Below are 16,793 nucleotides of genomic sequence, written 5' to 3'. Positions count from 1 at the left end.
ATATTCTACAGAGGAACTCTTATGCAATTTTCATCTTTAGATTTAGCCCCGGATTTACTCCGCGCCCTTGTAGAATGTGGCTACAGTGATATGACTCCGGTACAAGAACAGGCCATAGTGCCTGCGCGTCGTGGCAAGGATTTGCAGGTTACAGCGCAAACCGGCACAGGTAAAACTGCTGCTTTTGCTATTCCTGTATTGCAACGCATGCTGGATAAGCCAAAAGAGACAGCAGCGCAGCGCCCACGCGCCTTGATCCTGACGCCAACCCGTGAATTAGCTGAACAAATAGCTGAAGCTATTACTGCTTATGCCAAGTTCGTAGCTATCAGCGTGACTGCACTTTATGGCGGCGTAAAAATGGGTGGTCAGGCTAATAAATTAAAAGCTGGTGTGGATATACTGATCAGCACACCAGGCCGTTTGATAGAGCATATGGCTTTAGGTAACGTCATATTAAGTGATGTTGAATTTGTGGTGCTGGATGAAGCCGACCGTATGCTGGATATGGGTTTTGTTACAGACGTGACGAAGCTGATGCAAATGACGTCACAGAATCGCCAAACCATGTTGTTTTCGGCAACCACTTCACCAGCAGTGAATGAACTGTCGCATAAAATTCTGAAAAACCATCAGCAAATCCGTGTGGCGAAAACCAACAGCACAGCGGACACAGTGCACCACGTGGTCTATCCGGTAGAAGAAAGCCGGAAAATTGAATTATTTGAGCAATTGCTGGCAGAGAAAAACTGGTTCCAGGTGTTGGTCTTTACCAGTACCAAAGAACAAGCCGACCGTTTATTAGCAGGGCTGCAACAGCGTAAAATTGAAGCAGCAGTTTGCCATGGCGATAAAAGTCAGGGCGCTCGACGTCGTGCTATCGCAGATTTTAAATCGGCTAAATTACAGGTGTTGATTGCCACTGAAGTCGCTGCCCGTGGTCTGGATATTCAAGGTCTTGATTATGTAGTGAACTTTAACCTGCCGTATCTGCCGGAAGATTATGTACACCGTATAGGCCGTACCGGCCGTGCTGGTGCTGAAGGTCAGGCGATTTCATTTGTCAGCCGTGAAGAAGAACAAACTTTAGAGCGTATTCAAAAGCTGATTGGCAGCACAATCCAACGTGTCATCACGCCTGGATTTGAAGTGAGTAATCGTCAATCCCTGTTAAAAAGTATTTCGCGTAAGGTATTGTCAGGCCGTTCAAACAAGGCCAGTGAAACTCAGATCGATGTAGACAGTGCCAATAAAGTGAAGCCAAAAGCCAAACCTAAAGCTAAGCCGCGTACCGCTAAATAATCTTGTGTTCTCAAACCAGTCAAAGCCGCTGTGCTTTGACTGGTTCTCCCCACTTACATATAAGCTTTCGCAAATGCTTCTTTTGACTGCCTGATATAAGTACGGGCTTTTTGTGCGTGTTGCTCCCAAGCCGCTTTATCTTTAGCGTCAGTAAAGGGGTTTTGATCCGGCGCAACGGAGCGTTCAAATTTGTCGTAGAAGGTAATAGCGGACGAGGTAATTTGGTTAAAACGTTCTTTAAATTCCTGCATGCCTTCGAGCTGCTCTGAAGTTTTCAGCATGTATTGAATAAGCTGCGTGTTGTTGTTGGCAGCCAGATAGCCCTGAGCTTTATTGGTGACGTTTTCGCCGACCTCGCTCATCACCAGAGCACGAATAGATTCTTCTTTGCTCATTACTCTACTGTAATTTTCCTGAGTGCGGGCAAGTCCTGCATGCTGTATATAATTGCGCAGGTGTTTATCTAAATCTTTACGGAACAGTTCCACCATTTTTAGCATGCTTTGTAAATCATTATCCAGTGCAGACACCTGCACCAGTTCTTTTTCCAGCTCATTTAAAAACTTCTCTGCCTGCTCGTAAATTTTTAAACCGTTTTCCTCGGCGAACTTACGGTCTTTACGGTTTAAATCGGCATTTTCATAATTGGATTTATCAAAAGCTGTCGCCAGAAATGACTTAAAAGGTTCAGCAAAAGCGGCATATAAACCGCCGCTGACCACAGTTAAAGTGGCTGTGGTTAAATCACCAAAAGGTTTCACCATCGAATTTAACCGGGCTTGTTGCAGAGGTGAGGCCACTCTTTTGGTATCGGCTAAAATAGTGCGGAACGACGAATAGGCCATAGGATTCGACATTTTATTGCGCTCAGAACTTGCCAGCGCAAAAGTGATGGTTGAATAAATGGCGTTGGCGTATTCCAGATACTGGCGCTGACTTTCCAGCTGCGCCGCATAGTTTTTACCTATAGTGCGGAACGACTCGCTTTGCAGCTCATAGTTTTTATTGGTTTGCAGTTTATCCAGAATACCGGCAATAATTTTTTGCTCGTTTTTCTGCAGCGCCGTATCGAGCAAAATTTTGTCCAGAGTCACGTCATCCAATGCTACACCGCCATGTCTGGTTTCAATATCCAATCTCAGGTACTTGCGGCCCGGATCATCAATGGATATACGATGTGCCATGTAGTTTTCAGTACCAGGTGGGGCTTCCACCAGACCAACCTGTTGCCACTGTGCGTCTAAAGCCACAGAAGAAGAGGTTAAAATATTAATGCGGTAACTGCTAAAAGCCGACTGAGGTTTGACCCAAAACTCCAGTAAACCTAATTCTGACACCGGATAACGGCTGACCAAAGAGCTGCTGCCATCCTGACAAAACAAGCTGCTGACGCCAGTTCTGGCCATTTCAGAACTGCGCTGGCAACCGGCCAGAATGTTCCATTGATGAGCGTCTTGTTCAAAGTCGCTGGAAAATACCAGTTCACCGGGTTTAGCCACAGCAAAACCACTGAATAAACAAAGCAAAGCAACAGACAAACTACGCATACAATCCTCAGATGGGGTAAGTGGAACGCCTTTGGCAATCTTGCGTAAGGCTGACAGAATGAAGATTTATGGTAGCTGAATTTGCCTTGTAAAACAGCGCTATTTTAAGTGCTATTGGTTTTATCCGGTAAAGACATTGCTAGCTTACTGTTGGAGGCTGAACTATAAAAGGATTGGAGTCAGGGGCTGAGTTTGCTAAAAAAGCCCACAATTTGATGTGGGCTTTTGTGGGACTGAGTAGGAGCTTTAAAGCACGGCCTTAAGCTCTGATGCAAGCTCATAATGTTGTGCTATGGCTTTCTCCAGCAGCAGTTGGCCTTCGACTTTATCGCCCTGCAAAATTTTGCGCACACCAGACCAGGCTTGAACTTGTGGGTCGTTATTCTGCAGTAAATAGTTTTCCCACTGTGGTGAGAATGCGGCTAATTGTCGCTGTGCGTCCAGGCTGCCATTTTTCGCTGCCATACTCCACCAATAATGACCACTGTGCAACTGGGACAGTGTGATCACCGGCTCTACAAGAGCTGCTTTACCCGGATCACCCCAAAGTCTGTAGTGACCATGGCTGGCGTCTTCATCCAGTTCTTTTCCTATTAACAAAGCAGAAGCTTGCTGAAGTTTCATTTTATCTGCAGACAAGACTTCAGTAACAACACCTTTCGGATCGGTTTTCACTTCAGCGCTGCCATAAAAACCTTCGATTCTGGTTTTGAACGATGATTTGCGGCTAAAAAATTGTTCAGGTAATTCTGTACTCACTTCCAAAGGTAAGTCTTTGTCTACATTCACATGATAGTTGGCATTGGTTGCTAACAGATCCATCATGGTACCGAGCATATATTGGTGTTGGGGCGAGCCGGCTACCGCGTATTCAACCAACTTATGTTCTTGCATGAATTGGTTAACTCTGTGTTTTGACAGAGGTCCTAAGCTGTAGTGCAATGCCACTTTACCCTGATGCTTTTGACCAGTCGCTGCATATTTCCAGGATTTAATTGCTCTGGCGGATGCTTTATCAAAAGTTTTTGCCGGAAAAGAACCCAGAACTTCCACTGCGGACACATTGCCTTGTTCATCAATCACAAATCTCAGCACGTTGTAGCCAAATAGTCCTTTAGTGGCGGCCTCTTTCGGATAGGAAGGCGCTTTGCGGCTTACTACTTCAGGAAAGTCGATGAGATCTGATCGCTCATCTTCTATTTCTTTGATCTGCACCTGCGTCAGTAAGAGATGAGACTGCTCGTCTGCCTGTTGTAGCTCTGTGGCAGATAATTGTTTAGAGATGGAGCTGATCACTCCGGTCGCTCTGCTATCACCAAGCTCGGCTGCCAGTTGAAAATAAGCCAGGGCTTTGACGGGATCTGCGGCTGCACCTTCACCTTTATAAAACATCACTGCCAGATTGAAAGCTGCAACCTCGTTACCAAGTGGCAATAACTGAGTAAATTCAGCAGAGGCTTTAGGGTAGTCTTTTTGCTCGTAGTGCTGCAATGCATCCAATAAGTCTGCTTGTGCCCAAGTGCTGAGCAGCAGGCTGGCTGCCAACAATGATTTGCGCATGGTTTCGTCCCTGTAATCAATGAAATGGTGAACACAAGGTTAACATTTGGAAAGCTAAAAACACAACCTTTAAAACAGTAAGGCAATAAGCCTGAATACTCAGGCTTATTGCCTTGTAGAGAGTTAACCGAAATGATTAAAACAGAGTTTATTGTCATCTAAATCCCGCACGTAAGCACCGTAAAAGGTCTTCTCAATACGTTGTCCTGGTGCACCCTCGCAACTTGCGCCCAGTGATATGGCTTTGTGGTACAGCTCATCTACTTTTTCTTTGCTGCCCGGAGCTATAGATAACATAGTGCCATTGCCGGGTGTCGCTGGTTCTTTGTTAAACGGAATGCAAAGCGCCAGCATTGGGCTTTGCATACTTTTACCAATAAATACAATACGGTCCATTTTGATGAGGGTTTTAGCGCCTTGCTCTTTTAATAGCTCCAGATAAAAATCGACTGATTTATCCAGATCATTCGAACCTAAAGTGACATAACTAAACATAAAAGTATCCTGTTGGTGGGAAATTGTTCATCAATACGTTTGCTTAGAGTAAATGGTTGTATTGAAATAATTGGTGAAAAAAAATGGCCCGCTAAAGGGCCATTTCAACAGAAGCAGATATTATGCAGCTTTCACACTGTCTACCCAGTTCTGTACACGTTTTTCCAGTACCTGCAGAGGCAATGCACCACCACCTAAGATGGTGTCGTGGAAACCACGGATATCAAACTTGTCACCTAACTGCTCTTTGGCTTTGGCGCGAATTTCTAAAATTTTCAGCATACCAATTTTGTAAGCTGTAGCCTGACCTGGCATCACCAGATAGCGGCGTACTTCAGAAACCACTGCACCTTCAGCCACAGGGGTTTTCTCTTTAAAGTACTCAACAGCTTGTTGTTCAGTCCAGCCTTTGCTGTGCAAGCCTGTATCGACCACTAAACGCACTGCACGCCACATTTCAGTGATTAAACGGCCAAAGTCAGAGTAATCATTCTGGTAAGCACCCATTTCTTTAGCCAGTAATTCAGAATACAAACCCCACCCTTCGATATAGGCAGTAAAACGTGCCTGAGTACGGAAAGTAGGGACTGAGGTTAGTTCCTGTGCAATAGATAATTGCATATGGTGGCCCGGGCTGCCTTCATGGTAAGCAATAGCTTCCATTTCATTTTTTGGCATTTGTTTCATATCAGACAAATGCGCGTAGTAGATACCAGGGCGTTTGCCATCCGGTGTGCCAGGGAAATAATGCTGAGCTGCGCCCGGTTGTTCACGGAAGGCTTCCACCCGTTTTACCACTAAAGGTGCTTTAGGCAGAATACCAAAGTATTCAGGCAGTTTTTTCTCGATAAAAGCTAAGTAGGCTTCAGAGTCTGTAATGTAACCCTGACGGCCTTCATCTGTATCCGGATAAAAGAACTGAGAGTCTGTTTTAATAAAGGTAAAGAACTCTTTGAGTGAACCTTTAAAGCCCACTTTGTCTTTGATCGCAATCATGTCTTTGGTGAGGCGGTCTACTTCAGTTAAGCCTATCTGGTGAATTTCATCTGCGGTTAAATCCGTCGTTGTTGACTGAGCTAACCTGTGGTTGTAGTACGCCACACCATTTGGCTGAGTGGATACACCAGTCACATTTTCCTGAGTTTTATCCAGCTCGCTGGTTAAAAAGGTTAACAAAGCCTGATAAGACGGCTGAAATTGCGTGGTTAACGCAGATTTTGCATCAGCCAGTAACTGCTCCGCTTTTTTATCATCCAGTTTGTCGGCTTTTTTCAGCGCTTCTACTTTGGATTTTGCATCTGTCCATAAAGGGGCGTCTTTATCGCTTTCCTTAAATGGCGCACCGTTCAGCAGATTATTTACCTGCTCTATCACGCCTTCATAGGCAAAACGTGGCGGACGTACACCAGCTTCAGCATAACTGGCAGCGCGTTGCTGTAAATCTGCAATAGCTTTGGCTATGCCACCAATACGCTTCACATAAGCTTCCATATCAGCCACTTCTTCTACTTTATGGAAGTTCATCATGACCTGAGGTAAAAACGAATGCAGGCCCTGCATCTGATTAAACACATAGGCATTGGCGTTAAAGGCGGCAGCATCGCGGGCTTGTTCGTATTGGTAAATCCATAAGTCGTACGATGTTTTGGCTTCAGTGTCTAATTTGCTGTAATCAAACTGAGTTTTTAATGCCTCCACTGTGGCAGCCTGCCATGCCAGTTGCTCTGTTTCTGCGGCTTCTGTCATGTCATCAATCTGGTCGTTTTTATCCTTGCGGCCTAAAAATGTCATGCTCAGCGGGCTCATTTGCAGCTGTTCTTCGTATTTGGTTTCAAACCACTGGTTTAAGCGTTCTGATTCAGATAAAGCCGCCTGGGTTTCTGCTGCTGTAGCCGTGTTTGCTGTGGTCGTGGTGGTGGTGGATGTGTCCTGGGCCGGATTGCAGCCTGCCAGTAATGCGGCAATGCTAAGAGCTAATAATGAATGGCGCACTTTGCGTTTTCCTTTTAGTTATTAATTATGGGCATCATCAGGCCGGGTCAAAAATAGCTGATGACAGCAGTACCAGACTAACCTGATTTACTGCCAGAGTCGAAATTCATTTGTAAGCTTATCTTACAAAAAGGCCCGCCAGAGGCAAGCCGGTATGGATGAATCACTGAATTATTTATTGTTTAGGCATCAGGTCCAGTAAGGCGACTACTGTGGCTTCCACACCTGCTTTTATCGCGGGCTCTGGTGCAATCTTAAATAATGGGCTGTGATGGCTTGGCACCGGATCACCGCCTTGTTTCTCACGTTCGAAGTCTTGCTTCGGTGTGCCGCCTATCTGGAAATACACGCTTTGAATAGTTGGGTTCATTATTAAAAACGGATAATCTTCAGCGCCCATGCCCAGTCGTTTGTAATTCTGATCCAAAATGTCGGCACCAAAGTGACTGACCCAGCGCTGCTTTAAACGTTGTGTCAGCGGAATATCATTGACTGTAGGAGGGGTGGTTTGTGGATCCACTGTGACTTCCGGCAATTTATCTTCAGGCAAACCTGCTACCCGCCCCATATTGGTTGCCACTCTTTTAATGGCGCTGATCAGTTGCTCCCGGGTTTCTAAGGTGTCGTTCCGTACCGTCAGCTGTAAATGGGCCGAGTCTGGAATAATGTTGTGTTTTGAGCCCGCATGAAAAGAACCCACTGTAATAACACTGGGTTCTTTGGGGGCTATTTCGCGGCTGACAATGTTTTGCAGCGCCAGTACTATTTGTGACCCTAGGACTATAGGGTCTATACCACGGTGTGGGCTGGCACCATGAGCACCTACGCCGTGAATATGAATATCAACCGAATCCACGCCAGAGTAGGGCGACCCTTCAACAGCGACAATTTTTCCTGCTTCAATTTCACTGGATACATGCAAAGCCATAGCGTAATCCGGTGTGCCAAAGCGCTGCCAGATGTTGTCATCGCGCATGCTCTGAGCGCCACCTACATATTCTTCAGCAGGCTGGCCAATCAGCATCAAAGTGCCTTGCCATTGATCTTTAATTTTCACCATCTGCCGTGCTGTGCCCACTAAGCTGGTGATATGCATATCGTGACCACAAGCGTGCATCACTGAGACTTCGTTGCCGTTCCAGTCTTTGCTTTTTACTTTAGACGCATAAGGTAAACCACTTTTTTCTTCTACCGGCAAAGCGTCCATATCAGCGCGCATCATCACCAGCGGGCCTTTACCATTTTTCAGAATGGCGACCACCCCTGTTTTGCCGACACCAGTAGTGACTTCAAAACCTGCAGCTTTTAACTCTTTGGCTAAACGTTCGGCCGTTTTGAACTCCATAAAAGACAGTTCCGGGTTTTGATGAAAATGCTTAAACAGCGGTTCAAGGTGGTGTTGGTAATCGGTCTGAATAGCTGCAGCTAAGTTTTTTGGTGTAGCCAGACTGCTGGTGCTGATAAAAGCTGAGCTGATTAAACAGGTGAGGGGAAGCAGGCGCATTCTGAAATCCTTTTTATTCTGTTCTGAGGAGATGTTGTTTTTCCATCACAGCATAAAAAAGCAACAAAAAACAACAGGCGCTGTTGAATATGCGATTAAAGCCACGAGATCAATGATGGTCTGTTTCTGGTCATAGGATATTCAGCTTTGTTTTAACATAATTGCTGGTATAGTCAAATTGCCATCTGGAGTTGGGTTTTAACTGCGAATTATGAAGTACTTAAGTCTTGTCGCCTTGTTTTTTTACTTAGGCTCATTCTGTACCGCAGTGTCGTATTCTTCTGTCGAAAACGCCCTGGCTTTACAGAGCACAAGCAAAGGAATGGCACTGGTAGCACATGCGACTGGGCCAGAATTAGTCAAGCATGCTGCTTATTCGACTGATCCTGAACATACTGCGGTGTTGTGGCATCAGTTTGGCTTTAGTGCTGTTGTAGGGGATCTCTGTTCTGCTGTTGTTGGCTTTGTTCAGACTACAATAACCCGGTGTTTTTCCGCCCGGGCACCTCCATTATTACTGAGTTAGTTCATACTCTTTGTCGTGCAGACAGTGCCTCTTTAACAGATGGACATGAGGCTGCGAAATTAAGTTCTGCTGCAGGTCTGTTGTGCAGCTTTAGTGGTGAGAAAGCTATTCATGTTTGTGATTGATCAAATTATTTTATTAGCCGCGATTTTAATTATCTTCGGCATTGTTTCCAGTAAATTGTCGGCCAGGCTGGGTTTGCCTGTGCTGGTATTGTTTCTTATGGTGGGCATGCTGGCTGGGGAAGATGGCCCTGGCGGTATTGTGTTTGATAATGCCGAAATAGCGCATGCACTCGGGTCTTTGGCTTTAGCCATTATTTTGTTTGATGGTGGTTTGCAAACCCCAATGACCTCGGTCCGGCAGGTATGGAAACCGGCTTCTGTACTGGCGACTTTTGGGGTGCTGGTTACCGCTATTATTACCGGTGTAGCTGCTGCTTATATTCTGGATCTGTCTTTATTTTATGGCTTGCTGATTGGCGCCATAGTAGGTTCTACCGACGCTGCAGCTGTGTTTTCATTGCTGCGTAATGCCGGTATTCATATTAATCCGCGCCTGAAAGCAACGCTGGAAATTGAAAGTGCGACCAACGATCCTATGGCGATATTTTTAACCGTAGGCTTATTAGAAGTACTGGTGAAAGGTTTAGAACCCGGCACTGGGCTGTTGATGTTATTTGTGCAACAAATGGGCATAGGTTCAGTGGTAGGTTTGGCTGCTGGCTGGTTGTCCGTGCGTATTATTAATCGTATTCACCTGACTACTTCTGGTTTATACCCTGTGATGGTGGCGGCTTTTGGTTTACTGGCCTTTGGTGTTGCCGCCAATTTGGGCGGCAGTGGCTTTTTAGCCATCTTTATTGCAGGGGTAGTGATAGGCAACAGTCGTTTTGTGTTTCAGCGCAGTACCTTCTTGTTTCACGACGGTCTGGCCTGGTTGGGGCAGATTATTATGTTTGTGATCTTAGGTTTACTGATTAACCCTTCTACCTTGCTGGATGTTTGGTTTGAAGGCCTGTTAATTGCGCTGGTGCTGACGCTGCTGGCCCGGCCTTTATCCGTGCTGCCAGTGCTGAAGTTATTCGGTTTTAGTATGAGAGAAATTACCTTAGTGTCCTGGGTTGGCTTAAGGGGGTCAGTGCCTATTATTCTGGCTATTTATCCGCTGATGTATGGTTTGCCCGGCGCCGAACTGATTTTTAGCGTGGTGTTTTTTGTGGTACTGATTTCGGCCACAGTGCAGGGCTCAACTTTACCCTTGATGGCCCGGGTTTTAGGATTAACAGAACCAGCTCCGGCCACTCCTGCCGCTACGCTGGAAATTACCGCTTTAGGTGATGTAGATGCCGATATAGTGGAGTATCAGTTGGGAGACAGTTCGCGGGCTTCAGGCCGTCGTTTATCCCAAATGGCTTTGCCAGACGGCACTGTGGTGGCGATGATCACCAGAGGCAATGAGGTGATCCCACCACGGGGTTCTACCTTCCTCTATGCAGGCGATCATTTATTTATTGTGATGAAACCCGATGTCCGTGATTTTGTGGATCTGGTTTGTTCTGGTATAGCCAAAAGCAATTACCTGCATTTACCTGCAGGTGAACTGAAATTAAAAGGCTACACCAAAGTGGAAGACTTATCCCACTCTTATGGCATAGAGCTTTCTGCTGACGGGTATTTGTCCCTGGATGAGGTATTGCGTCAGGCTTTAGCCCAATCGCTTGCTGTGGGGGCCAGTAAAAACTTCGGCGAAGTCACACTTTATGTGCGTGAAATGGTAGGGCAACGTATTACCACTGTGGGTATAGCGCCAACCATCAACGCCAACTAAAGATAGCAACGCAGGTCAGAGTGATAGTTCTGACCTGCAGTGTTACACCACGCCCAGAACTGGCGGCATGGCAGCGTCTACTTCGTCGCTGATCGCATCCAGGGTTTTTTCTGCCTCATCCAAAGAGCTGACTTCGGCTATATGAAACAAAGCTTCGCCTTCGTTCACCAGAGGTAAGTTGTTTCGGCCTATCACTATGCCGTTAAAGCTGGCTTCTACTGCCACTTCAAAGTCAGAGTAGGGGCTGTAGATATGGGCCAGCACATCACCTTGTTGTACAGTTTGGCCTAAACCAACGTAATAGCGGGCTATACCGTCGTGTTCAGCTCTGATCCAGCTACTTTTTTTGCTAAACAAAGACCCTGTTTTGATGGTTTTTTTGCTGGGGCTGAACATGCCTAAATCCTGCATCACGTTCATAATGCCGCGTACACCCACTTTGATCGATTGCTCATCAAAACGCAAAGCTTCACCCGCTTCATACAAAATAATAGGAATGCCCAAACTGTTGGCTGTACCCCGCATTGTGCCTTCACGGCTGGCGGCTTTAATGATAATAGGGGCGTTAAAAATTTCGGCCATTTGCAGCGCCACTTTGTCTTTAGCACTGGCCCGTACCTGAGGCAGGTTGCTGCGATGAATAGCACCTGTATGTAAATCAATGACATGAGTGCATTGTTTTAAAATACGTTCGGTAAACTGAAAGGCCATACGGCTGCCGAGCGAGCCTTTTTCGCTGCCTGGAAAGCTGCGGTTTAAGTCACGTCTGTCGGGCAGATAACGGGATTGCTGCACAAAGCCATAGGTATTGACTATAGGCACCACGACTAAGGTGCCTTTGAGCTGATTCAGCTTGGGCCATTTCAGCAAACGACGGCAAATTTCGACGCCGTTAATTTCATCGCCATGCAAAGCTGAGGTGATTAAAAGCACAGGCCCTGGTCTTTTACCGTGCACCACATGAGCCCCTATATTCAGCTCGGTGTGGGTATAAAGTTTGCCAAAAGGAATATCAACCACAGCCCGCTGGCCAGGTTCTATTACAGTGCCACCTAAAGTAAAAGCCTGTCGTTTATCCGTAAGCATGGGGTTGCCTTTTGTTATCGAAACCTACTTTTTGGCCAGTTTTTTCTGCTGTGTTTTTTGCAACGCTTTTTGTTGCATTCGGGCCTGATGCAAAGGCACATGTTTCTCCAGATGTTGGATCATAAGCTCAGCCACATCAATGTCTGTTGCTCCTTCTATACCTTCTAAGCCCGGAGAACTGTTGACTTCCATCACCACAGGGCCATGGTTAGAGCGTAAAATATCGACACCAGCCACTTGCAAGCCCATAGTTTTAGCAGCTGCCAAAGCAGTGCGTTTTTCATCTGCGCTAAGTTTCACAATAGAGGCTGTGCCGCCTCTGTGTAAGTTGGAACGAAACTCACCGGCTTTGGCCTGACGTTTCATTGAGGCGACTATTTTAGAGCCGATAATAAAACAGCGGATATCAGCGCCATTGGCTTCTTTAATGTATTCCTGCACCAGAATATTGGCGTTCAGGCCCATAAAAGCTTCAATCACACTTTCGGCTGCTGTGCGGGTTTCCGCCAGCACTACACCTATACCCTGAGTGCCTTCTAAAAGCTTTATCACCAGCGGTGCGCCACCGACCATATCTATTAAATCGGGGATATCACCTGGTTTGTCGGCAAAACCAGTAATAGGCAAACCTATACCTTCACGGGCTAATAATTGCAGGGAGCAGAGTTTATCGCGGGCGCGGCTGATGGCGCTGGATTCATTCAGCGCATAGACGCCCATCATTTCAAACTGACGTAATACAGCAGTGCCATAAAAAGTAATGGAAGCACCAACACGGGGGATCACGGCATCAAACTGCTCCAGCACTTCACCTTTGTAGTGAATGCCGGATTTAGTTTTGTTGATGTTCATGTAACACATCAGCGGGTCTATCACCTCGATTTGATGACCCCGCTCTTCCGCCGCTTCAACCAGACGGCGGGTAGAATACAACTCACTATTGCGCGACAAGACCGCAATTTTCATAACAACACCATCATCAGGCCCGGAATTTATCTGTTGAGACTATTCTAGTGTGCTTTGACTGCCAAGTATCTGTAAAAAATCAAAAAATTTACACTAAAGCTTTACCACCTTACAGTAAGAACAGTGAACCTAAACCGAGGAAGGCAAAAAAACCTATCACATCTGTCACTGTGGTTAAAATAACCGAACCAGACAGGGCTGGGTCTATTTTCATTTTCTCCAGCCAGACCGGGATCACCACACCACTGAAGGCTGCCACACAAATATTGATGACGATGGCAAAGCTGATCACGCCTGCGATAATCCAGTCACCAAACCAAAGGTAAGTGATGCCTGCAATGACCAAAGCCCAGATCACACCATTGATAGCACCTATGCTCAATTCTTTGCGCATTAAGGTCCAATAGGTTTGAGGGGTAATTTGGCCCAAAGCTAAACCCCGGATAATTAAGGTTAAGGTTTGGCTGCCGGCAATGCCGCCCATAGAGGCGACAATAGGCATCAATACCGCCAAAGCCACCACTTGCTGCAAGGTGGCTTCAAATAAGCCTATGGTCCATGCCGCTAAAAAGGCGGTCAATAAGTTAATACCCAGCCATAAAGCCCGACGTTTGGCGCTGTTGACTATAGGGGCGAATAAGTCTTCCTCTTCGTCTAAACCCGCTGTGTGCATAAACTGGCCTTCAAGGCTGCGCCGCACGTTTTCCAGCGCTTCACCTATAGATAAACGGCCTAAAAGTTTGCCTTCACTATCTACAACCGCCAAAGCGCTGTAACCGGAACGGGCTACTAAATCTGAGCCTGTATCGAGCTCCATATCGCCTTGTACTACAGGGGCTTCTGCGTCGATAAATTCAACCACAGGCATATGATTGGGCTGGCCTAATAAACGTATGCCTTGCAACAGCCCCACATAACGACCTGTGCGGTCAACGACAAACAAAGCTTCCTGATATTCGGCATCTTCGGTTAATTTCTTAAACAGCCGTACTGCGTCCCGCACTTTGGCGTTCTTATTAACAATTAATACATCGTGATCGGCATAACGACCACATTGCTCGTCGTCATAAGTTAGAGCCTGATCGAGCCAGCGTTTTTCGCTTTGGTCCATCCGCGAGCAAGCGTATTGATAAATAGCGTCCGGTAATTCGTCCAGTAACTCAATCAGGTCGTCTACATCAATTTCTTCAACCAGATCATGCAGCTGTGCTGTTTCCAGTTGTTTAAAGATGTTGCTGCGAGCGTCAACCCTCATGTAGGTCAAAGAGGCAATTTGCTGCTCTTTTTCCAGAGTCAGCCAGGTGCTGACCCGCTGCTCGAGCGGCATGGCTTCCAACGCAATAGCAATTTCTTCCGGCTCTAACTGGTCCAGTTTTTCTGCCAGCTGCTCAGTTTCATTTTCATCAAAACTGTCCCGGACTATTTCTTCAATATCCAGTGGGGTATTTTCAACCATTAAACCGCTCCTGCTGTCTGCATTGTCGCTACAGCTTTACCACCAACGGCGGATCTTAAATAAGGCTAACAGGCCCAAAGCTAATCCAAGCATCAGACCCCAGGTAATATAGTAGCCGAAAGGATTATCCAGCTCAGGCATATACTTAAAGTTCATGCCGTACACACCCACAATAAAGGTCAGTGGAATAAACACAGCACTGAGCATGGTCAGCACTTTCATTTTTTCATTAATTTGGTGTGATGAAGTCGACATATAACCATCCACCAAATCACTTAACTGGTCATAATACATCTGCGTCATACTGTGCAGGCGCTCAAACTTTTCGTAAAAATCGCGCAATTCTATAGGCTCAAAATGACGTTTAAATGGATGACTGGCGTCTTCTTCGTACAACAGGTCGGAAAACATTTCTTTCTGATAGGCCAGATTACGGTCAATTTTACGAAATACTGAGCGGTATTTCATAATTTGCGCCATCTTCTGATCGTTACCATTGCTTTGCATGCTGTCTTCTAATTCACCTAATTCATCTTCAAACTGCAATAGCTTTTCCAGATAAGTACTTGATATAGCGTAGATGTACTTCTTCACCCAGTCTTTAAATTTATTGCTTGCTGCAAAGGCAGAAAAGGGCAGATCAATTTTGCTGTCATCCAGTGGACTATGGTATTTCACCAAAATCACCTGATCGTTAAACAGCACCGAAATTTGACTATGGCCCGGATAGTCACTGAAATCGGGTGCAGAAAAACCACGCAAAATCAGCAAACTAAAACTGTCGCTGAATTCCATCTTCGGCGGATGCCGTTCACGCAGAAAATCTTCGGCAATCACAGGGTGAATACGAAAAAACTCCAGCACCTGACGTTGTTCATCCTGATGGGCAGCAGTTAAATTGATCCAAATTTTAGTATCGGACAACAAAGGGTAACGCAGCGTTTGAAAATCGCTGATCTGCCATTGTTGTTGCTCTGGACAATACTGGTGAAGTTCTATCATAACGTCGGCCTTTAGTGTGCTTTTGGCAGCATAAGCAAAAAGGCTACACGAATGCAAATGCTGTTGTGGATCTTGGACTTAGATTAAAGAGTTTGGTGGAAAAAGCAGCAGAAGTTTGTGTCTCGGCATCTGCAAAAGCCAGCGTATTTTTGAATAGCGGTTAGTTTGTTTTTTCTGGCTTATGCTCTTTTGGAATTGTGCGAACAGCAAAAAGTACCAAAACAAAATCCAGGGCTAGATATTTCAAAAGGCCAGTATAAAACGTCGTAGTTCCTGCCAGATATTTGGTGCCTCCGGCAGAGATGACATAGCCTTGTGCTAATTTGTCCAGAATCATGTTAGCAACAACAAAGGCCAGACTAATAAAAATAAATCTGATGGGCCAGACATAAGGTTTCGCAACTAGAATACTGATCATTTAGTTACTTCGCTTTAGTTTGTGCCAAGTGGCTTTATCGGTGAGTTGCAGTGCTCCATTCACAAAAGAAGCATACTCGACTTTTACATTCAGCTCTAAAGCCTTGTTCAAAATGAGTCTTTCAGTTTCTTCAGTTGCAATAGCGCCAACTATCAGACTAGATATAGTCAGACCATTTGGCATTTGGGTTACTTGGCCTTTTGCTTTGTAGTGAACAATTCTAACTTCAGATTCGTAGGCCCAATCTGCGTGTTTGGTCGCAAGAACACGTTTTAGTGTTTCATGAGGAGCAAAAATACATTCTGCCAAACTGATCTCTGGTAGCTGATTGACATAAATAACGTTGTCAAAATGGCAAGTGCCGCGATTGTCAGTTGCTATTGTCCACTCTTTTGCCAGATATTTAATAGAGTAACCACGATACCCGTCTGAGTAGTGTGCCCATGACAGAACAGAATTCCAATGTCTGCTGAAACACTGTATGCCAAAGGTACTTATGCGCTGGTTCATTAGTCTTACTAAATATTGAGACGGAATCAGATCATCGAAAATTTGTGCGATATCTGTAGAACTGGGTAAGAGAGGACTATCTAAGTTTGGGCTTTCATTCTTGAGAAAGCCCTCTAAAACTGAAAGATAGAGCTTTTCATTGTTGTCCCAATCATTTCCGCTTTTGATCTTTAATCTGAGATCTAAAGGGTCATTAAAATTGTTTGGATCAGAAATCCAGATTTTGTCGTTTTGCAATGCTTTAATGCGATTGATATTTTCACCAACTGGTTCAGGCTCAAAACGATACCAAAAGATTTCCTGAGTGGTAGACATCAACAAATTCCTGAATTGTTATAAAAAATGGATACGGGGTAAGTTTTTGAGTTCTCTGGTGTAGACGTTCTTAGAGCCATCAGTGCAGAAACACAGTCATTTGCTTGGGTTAAGCTCGGACCTAACTCGAGATATCAACGCTGCATAAGATTCGCTAATTTCATGTTCGTCAAACGCCGTAGTAACAAAGAGAGTGTAAAAAAATCTGTGTAAGTGGCATTCTACCTAACTCCTTGGAAGGGATAAAGAATGCCAATTACAGACCAATTACTGGATCAGCTGTT

13 protein-coding genes are annotated in these 16,793 nt (G+C 45.5%); 2 read left to right on the top strand and 11 right to left on the bottom strand.

Annotated features, from left to right (window positions below):
* Positions 1–21: 21 nt before the first annotated feature.
* Positions 22–1,302: a DEAD/DEAH box helicase gene (locus tag J2W69_RS10575; RefSeq protein ID WP_310277907.1), complete on the top strand. Its 1,281-nt coding sequence runs from the start codon at positions 22–24 to the stop codon at positions 1,300–1,302.
* Between the two features lie 53 nt (positions 1,303–1,355).
* On the opposite strand, the gene bdpA is transcribed toward J2W69_RS10575, so the two are convergent.
* From bdpA to J2W69_RS10550, 5 genes are all read right to left on the bottom strand, one after another.
* Positions 1,356–2,849, bottom strand: coding sequence for a BAR domain-like protein A BdpA (gene bdpA / locus J2W69_RS10570; protein ID WP_310277903.1), 1,494 nt, complete (start codon positions 2,847–2,849; stop codon positions 1,356–1,358).
* 246 nt (positions 2,850–3,095) lie between these two features.
* Positions 3,096–4,409 (bottom strand): TonB family protein, encoded by a 1,314-nt coding sequence (locus tag J2W69_RS10565; protein WP_310277900.1) that lies wholly within the window; start codon positions 4,407–4,409, stop codon positions 3,096–3,098.
* A 123-nt stretch (positions 4,410–4,532) separates the two neighbouring features.
* Positions 4,533–4,904 carry a VOC family protein gene (locus J2W69_RS10560; protein ID WP_310277897.1) on the bottom strand — a complete coding sequence of 124 codons (372 nt, stop codon included), beginning with the start codon at positions 4,902–4,904 and terminating at the stop codon, positions 4,533–4,535.
* Between the two features lie 120 nt (positions 4,905–5,024).
* Positions 5,025–6,896, bottom strand: a complete 1,872-nt coding sequence (locus tag J2W69_RS10555) for a DUF885 domain-containing protein (RefSeq protein WP_310277895.1) — start codon at positions 6,894–6,896, stop codon at positions 5,025–5,027.
* Positions 6,897–7,071: 175 nt separating this feature from the next.
* Complete coding sequence (locus tag J2W69_RS10550; protein ID WP_310277892.1) at positions 7,072–8,400, bottom strand: amidohydrolase; 1,329 nt, start codon at positions 8,398–8,400, stop codon at positions 7,072–7,074.
* Positions 8,401–9,037: 637 nt separating this feature from the next.
* Between J2W69_RS10550 and J2W69_RS10545 the strand changes: the two genes are divergently transcribed.
* Entirely contained in the window at positions 9,038–10,756 is a 1,719-nt protein-coding gene (locus J2W69_RS10545) for a potassium/proton antiporter (RefSeq protein WP_310277889.1), read from the top strand.
* A 42-nt stretch (positions 10,757–10,798) separates the two neighbouring features.
* Here the strand turns inward: J2W69_RS10545 and J2W69_RS10540 are convergent, their stop codons facing one another.
* From J2W69_RS10540 to J2W69_RS10515, 6 genes are all read right to left on the bottom strand, one after another.
* Positions 10,799–11,842, bottom strand: a complete 1,044-nt coding sequence (locus J2W69_RS10540) for a succinylglutamate desuccinylase/aspartoacylase family protein (RefSeq protein WP_008898348.1) — start codon at positions 11,840–11,842, stop codon at positions 10,799–10,801.
* A 24-nt stretch (positions 11,843–11,866) separates the two neighbouring features.
* The gene (rimK, locus tag J2W69_RS10535) at positions 11,867–12,808 is read right to left on the bottom strand and encodes a 30S ribosomal protein S6--L-glutamate ligase (RefSeq protein ID WP_310277886.1); all 942 of its coding nucleotides are present in this window, start codon (positions 12,806–12,808) and stop codon (positions 11,867–11,869) included.
* Positions 12,809–12,917: 109 nt separating this feature from the next.
* Complete coding sequence (mgtE, locus tag J2W69_RS10530) at positions 12,918–14,264, bottom strand: magnesium transporter (protein ID WP_310277883.1); 1,347 nt, start codon at positions 14,262–14,264, stop codon at positions 12,918–12,920.
* A 36-nt stretch (positions 14,265–14,300) separates the two neighbouring features.
* Positions 14,301–15,266 carry a magnesium transporter CorA family protein gene (locus J2W69_RS10525; protein WP_310277881.1) on the bottom strand — a complete coding sequence of 322 codons (966 nt, stop codon included), beginning with the start codon at positions 15,264–15,266 and terminating at the stop codon, positions 14,301–14,303.
* 160 nt (positions 15,267–15,426) lie between these two features.
* Entirely contained in the window at positions 15,427–15,684 is a 258-nt protein-coding gene (locus tag J2W69_RS10520) for a hypothetical protein (protein WP_310277878.1), read from the bottom strand.
* Positions 15,685–16,509, bottom strand: a complete 825-nt coding sequence (locus J2W69_RS10515) for a DUF2971 domain-containing protein (RefSeq protein WP_310277875.1) — start codon at positions 16,507–16,509, stop codon at positions 15,685–15,687.
* Positions 16,510–16,793 lie beyond the last annotated feature (284 nt).

This window comes from Rheinheimera soli, assembly GCF_031457405.1.
Taxonomy (GTDB): domain Bacteria; phylum Pseudomonadota; class Gammaproteobacteria; order Enterobacterales; family Alteromonadaceae; genus Pararheinheimera; species Pararheinheimera soli_A.
This window is presented reverse-complemented; position numbering and strand designations above follow the sequence as displayed.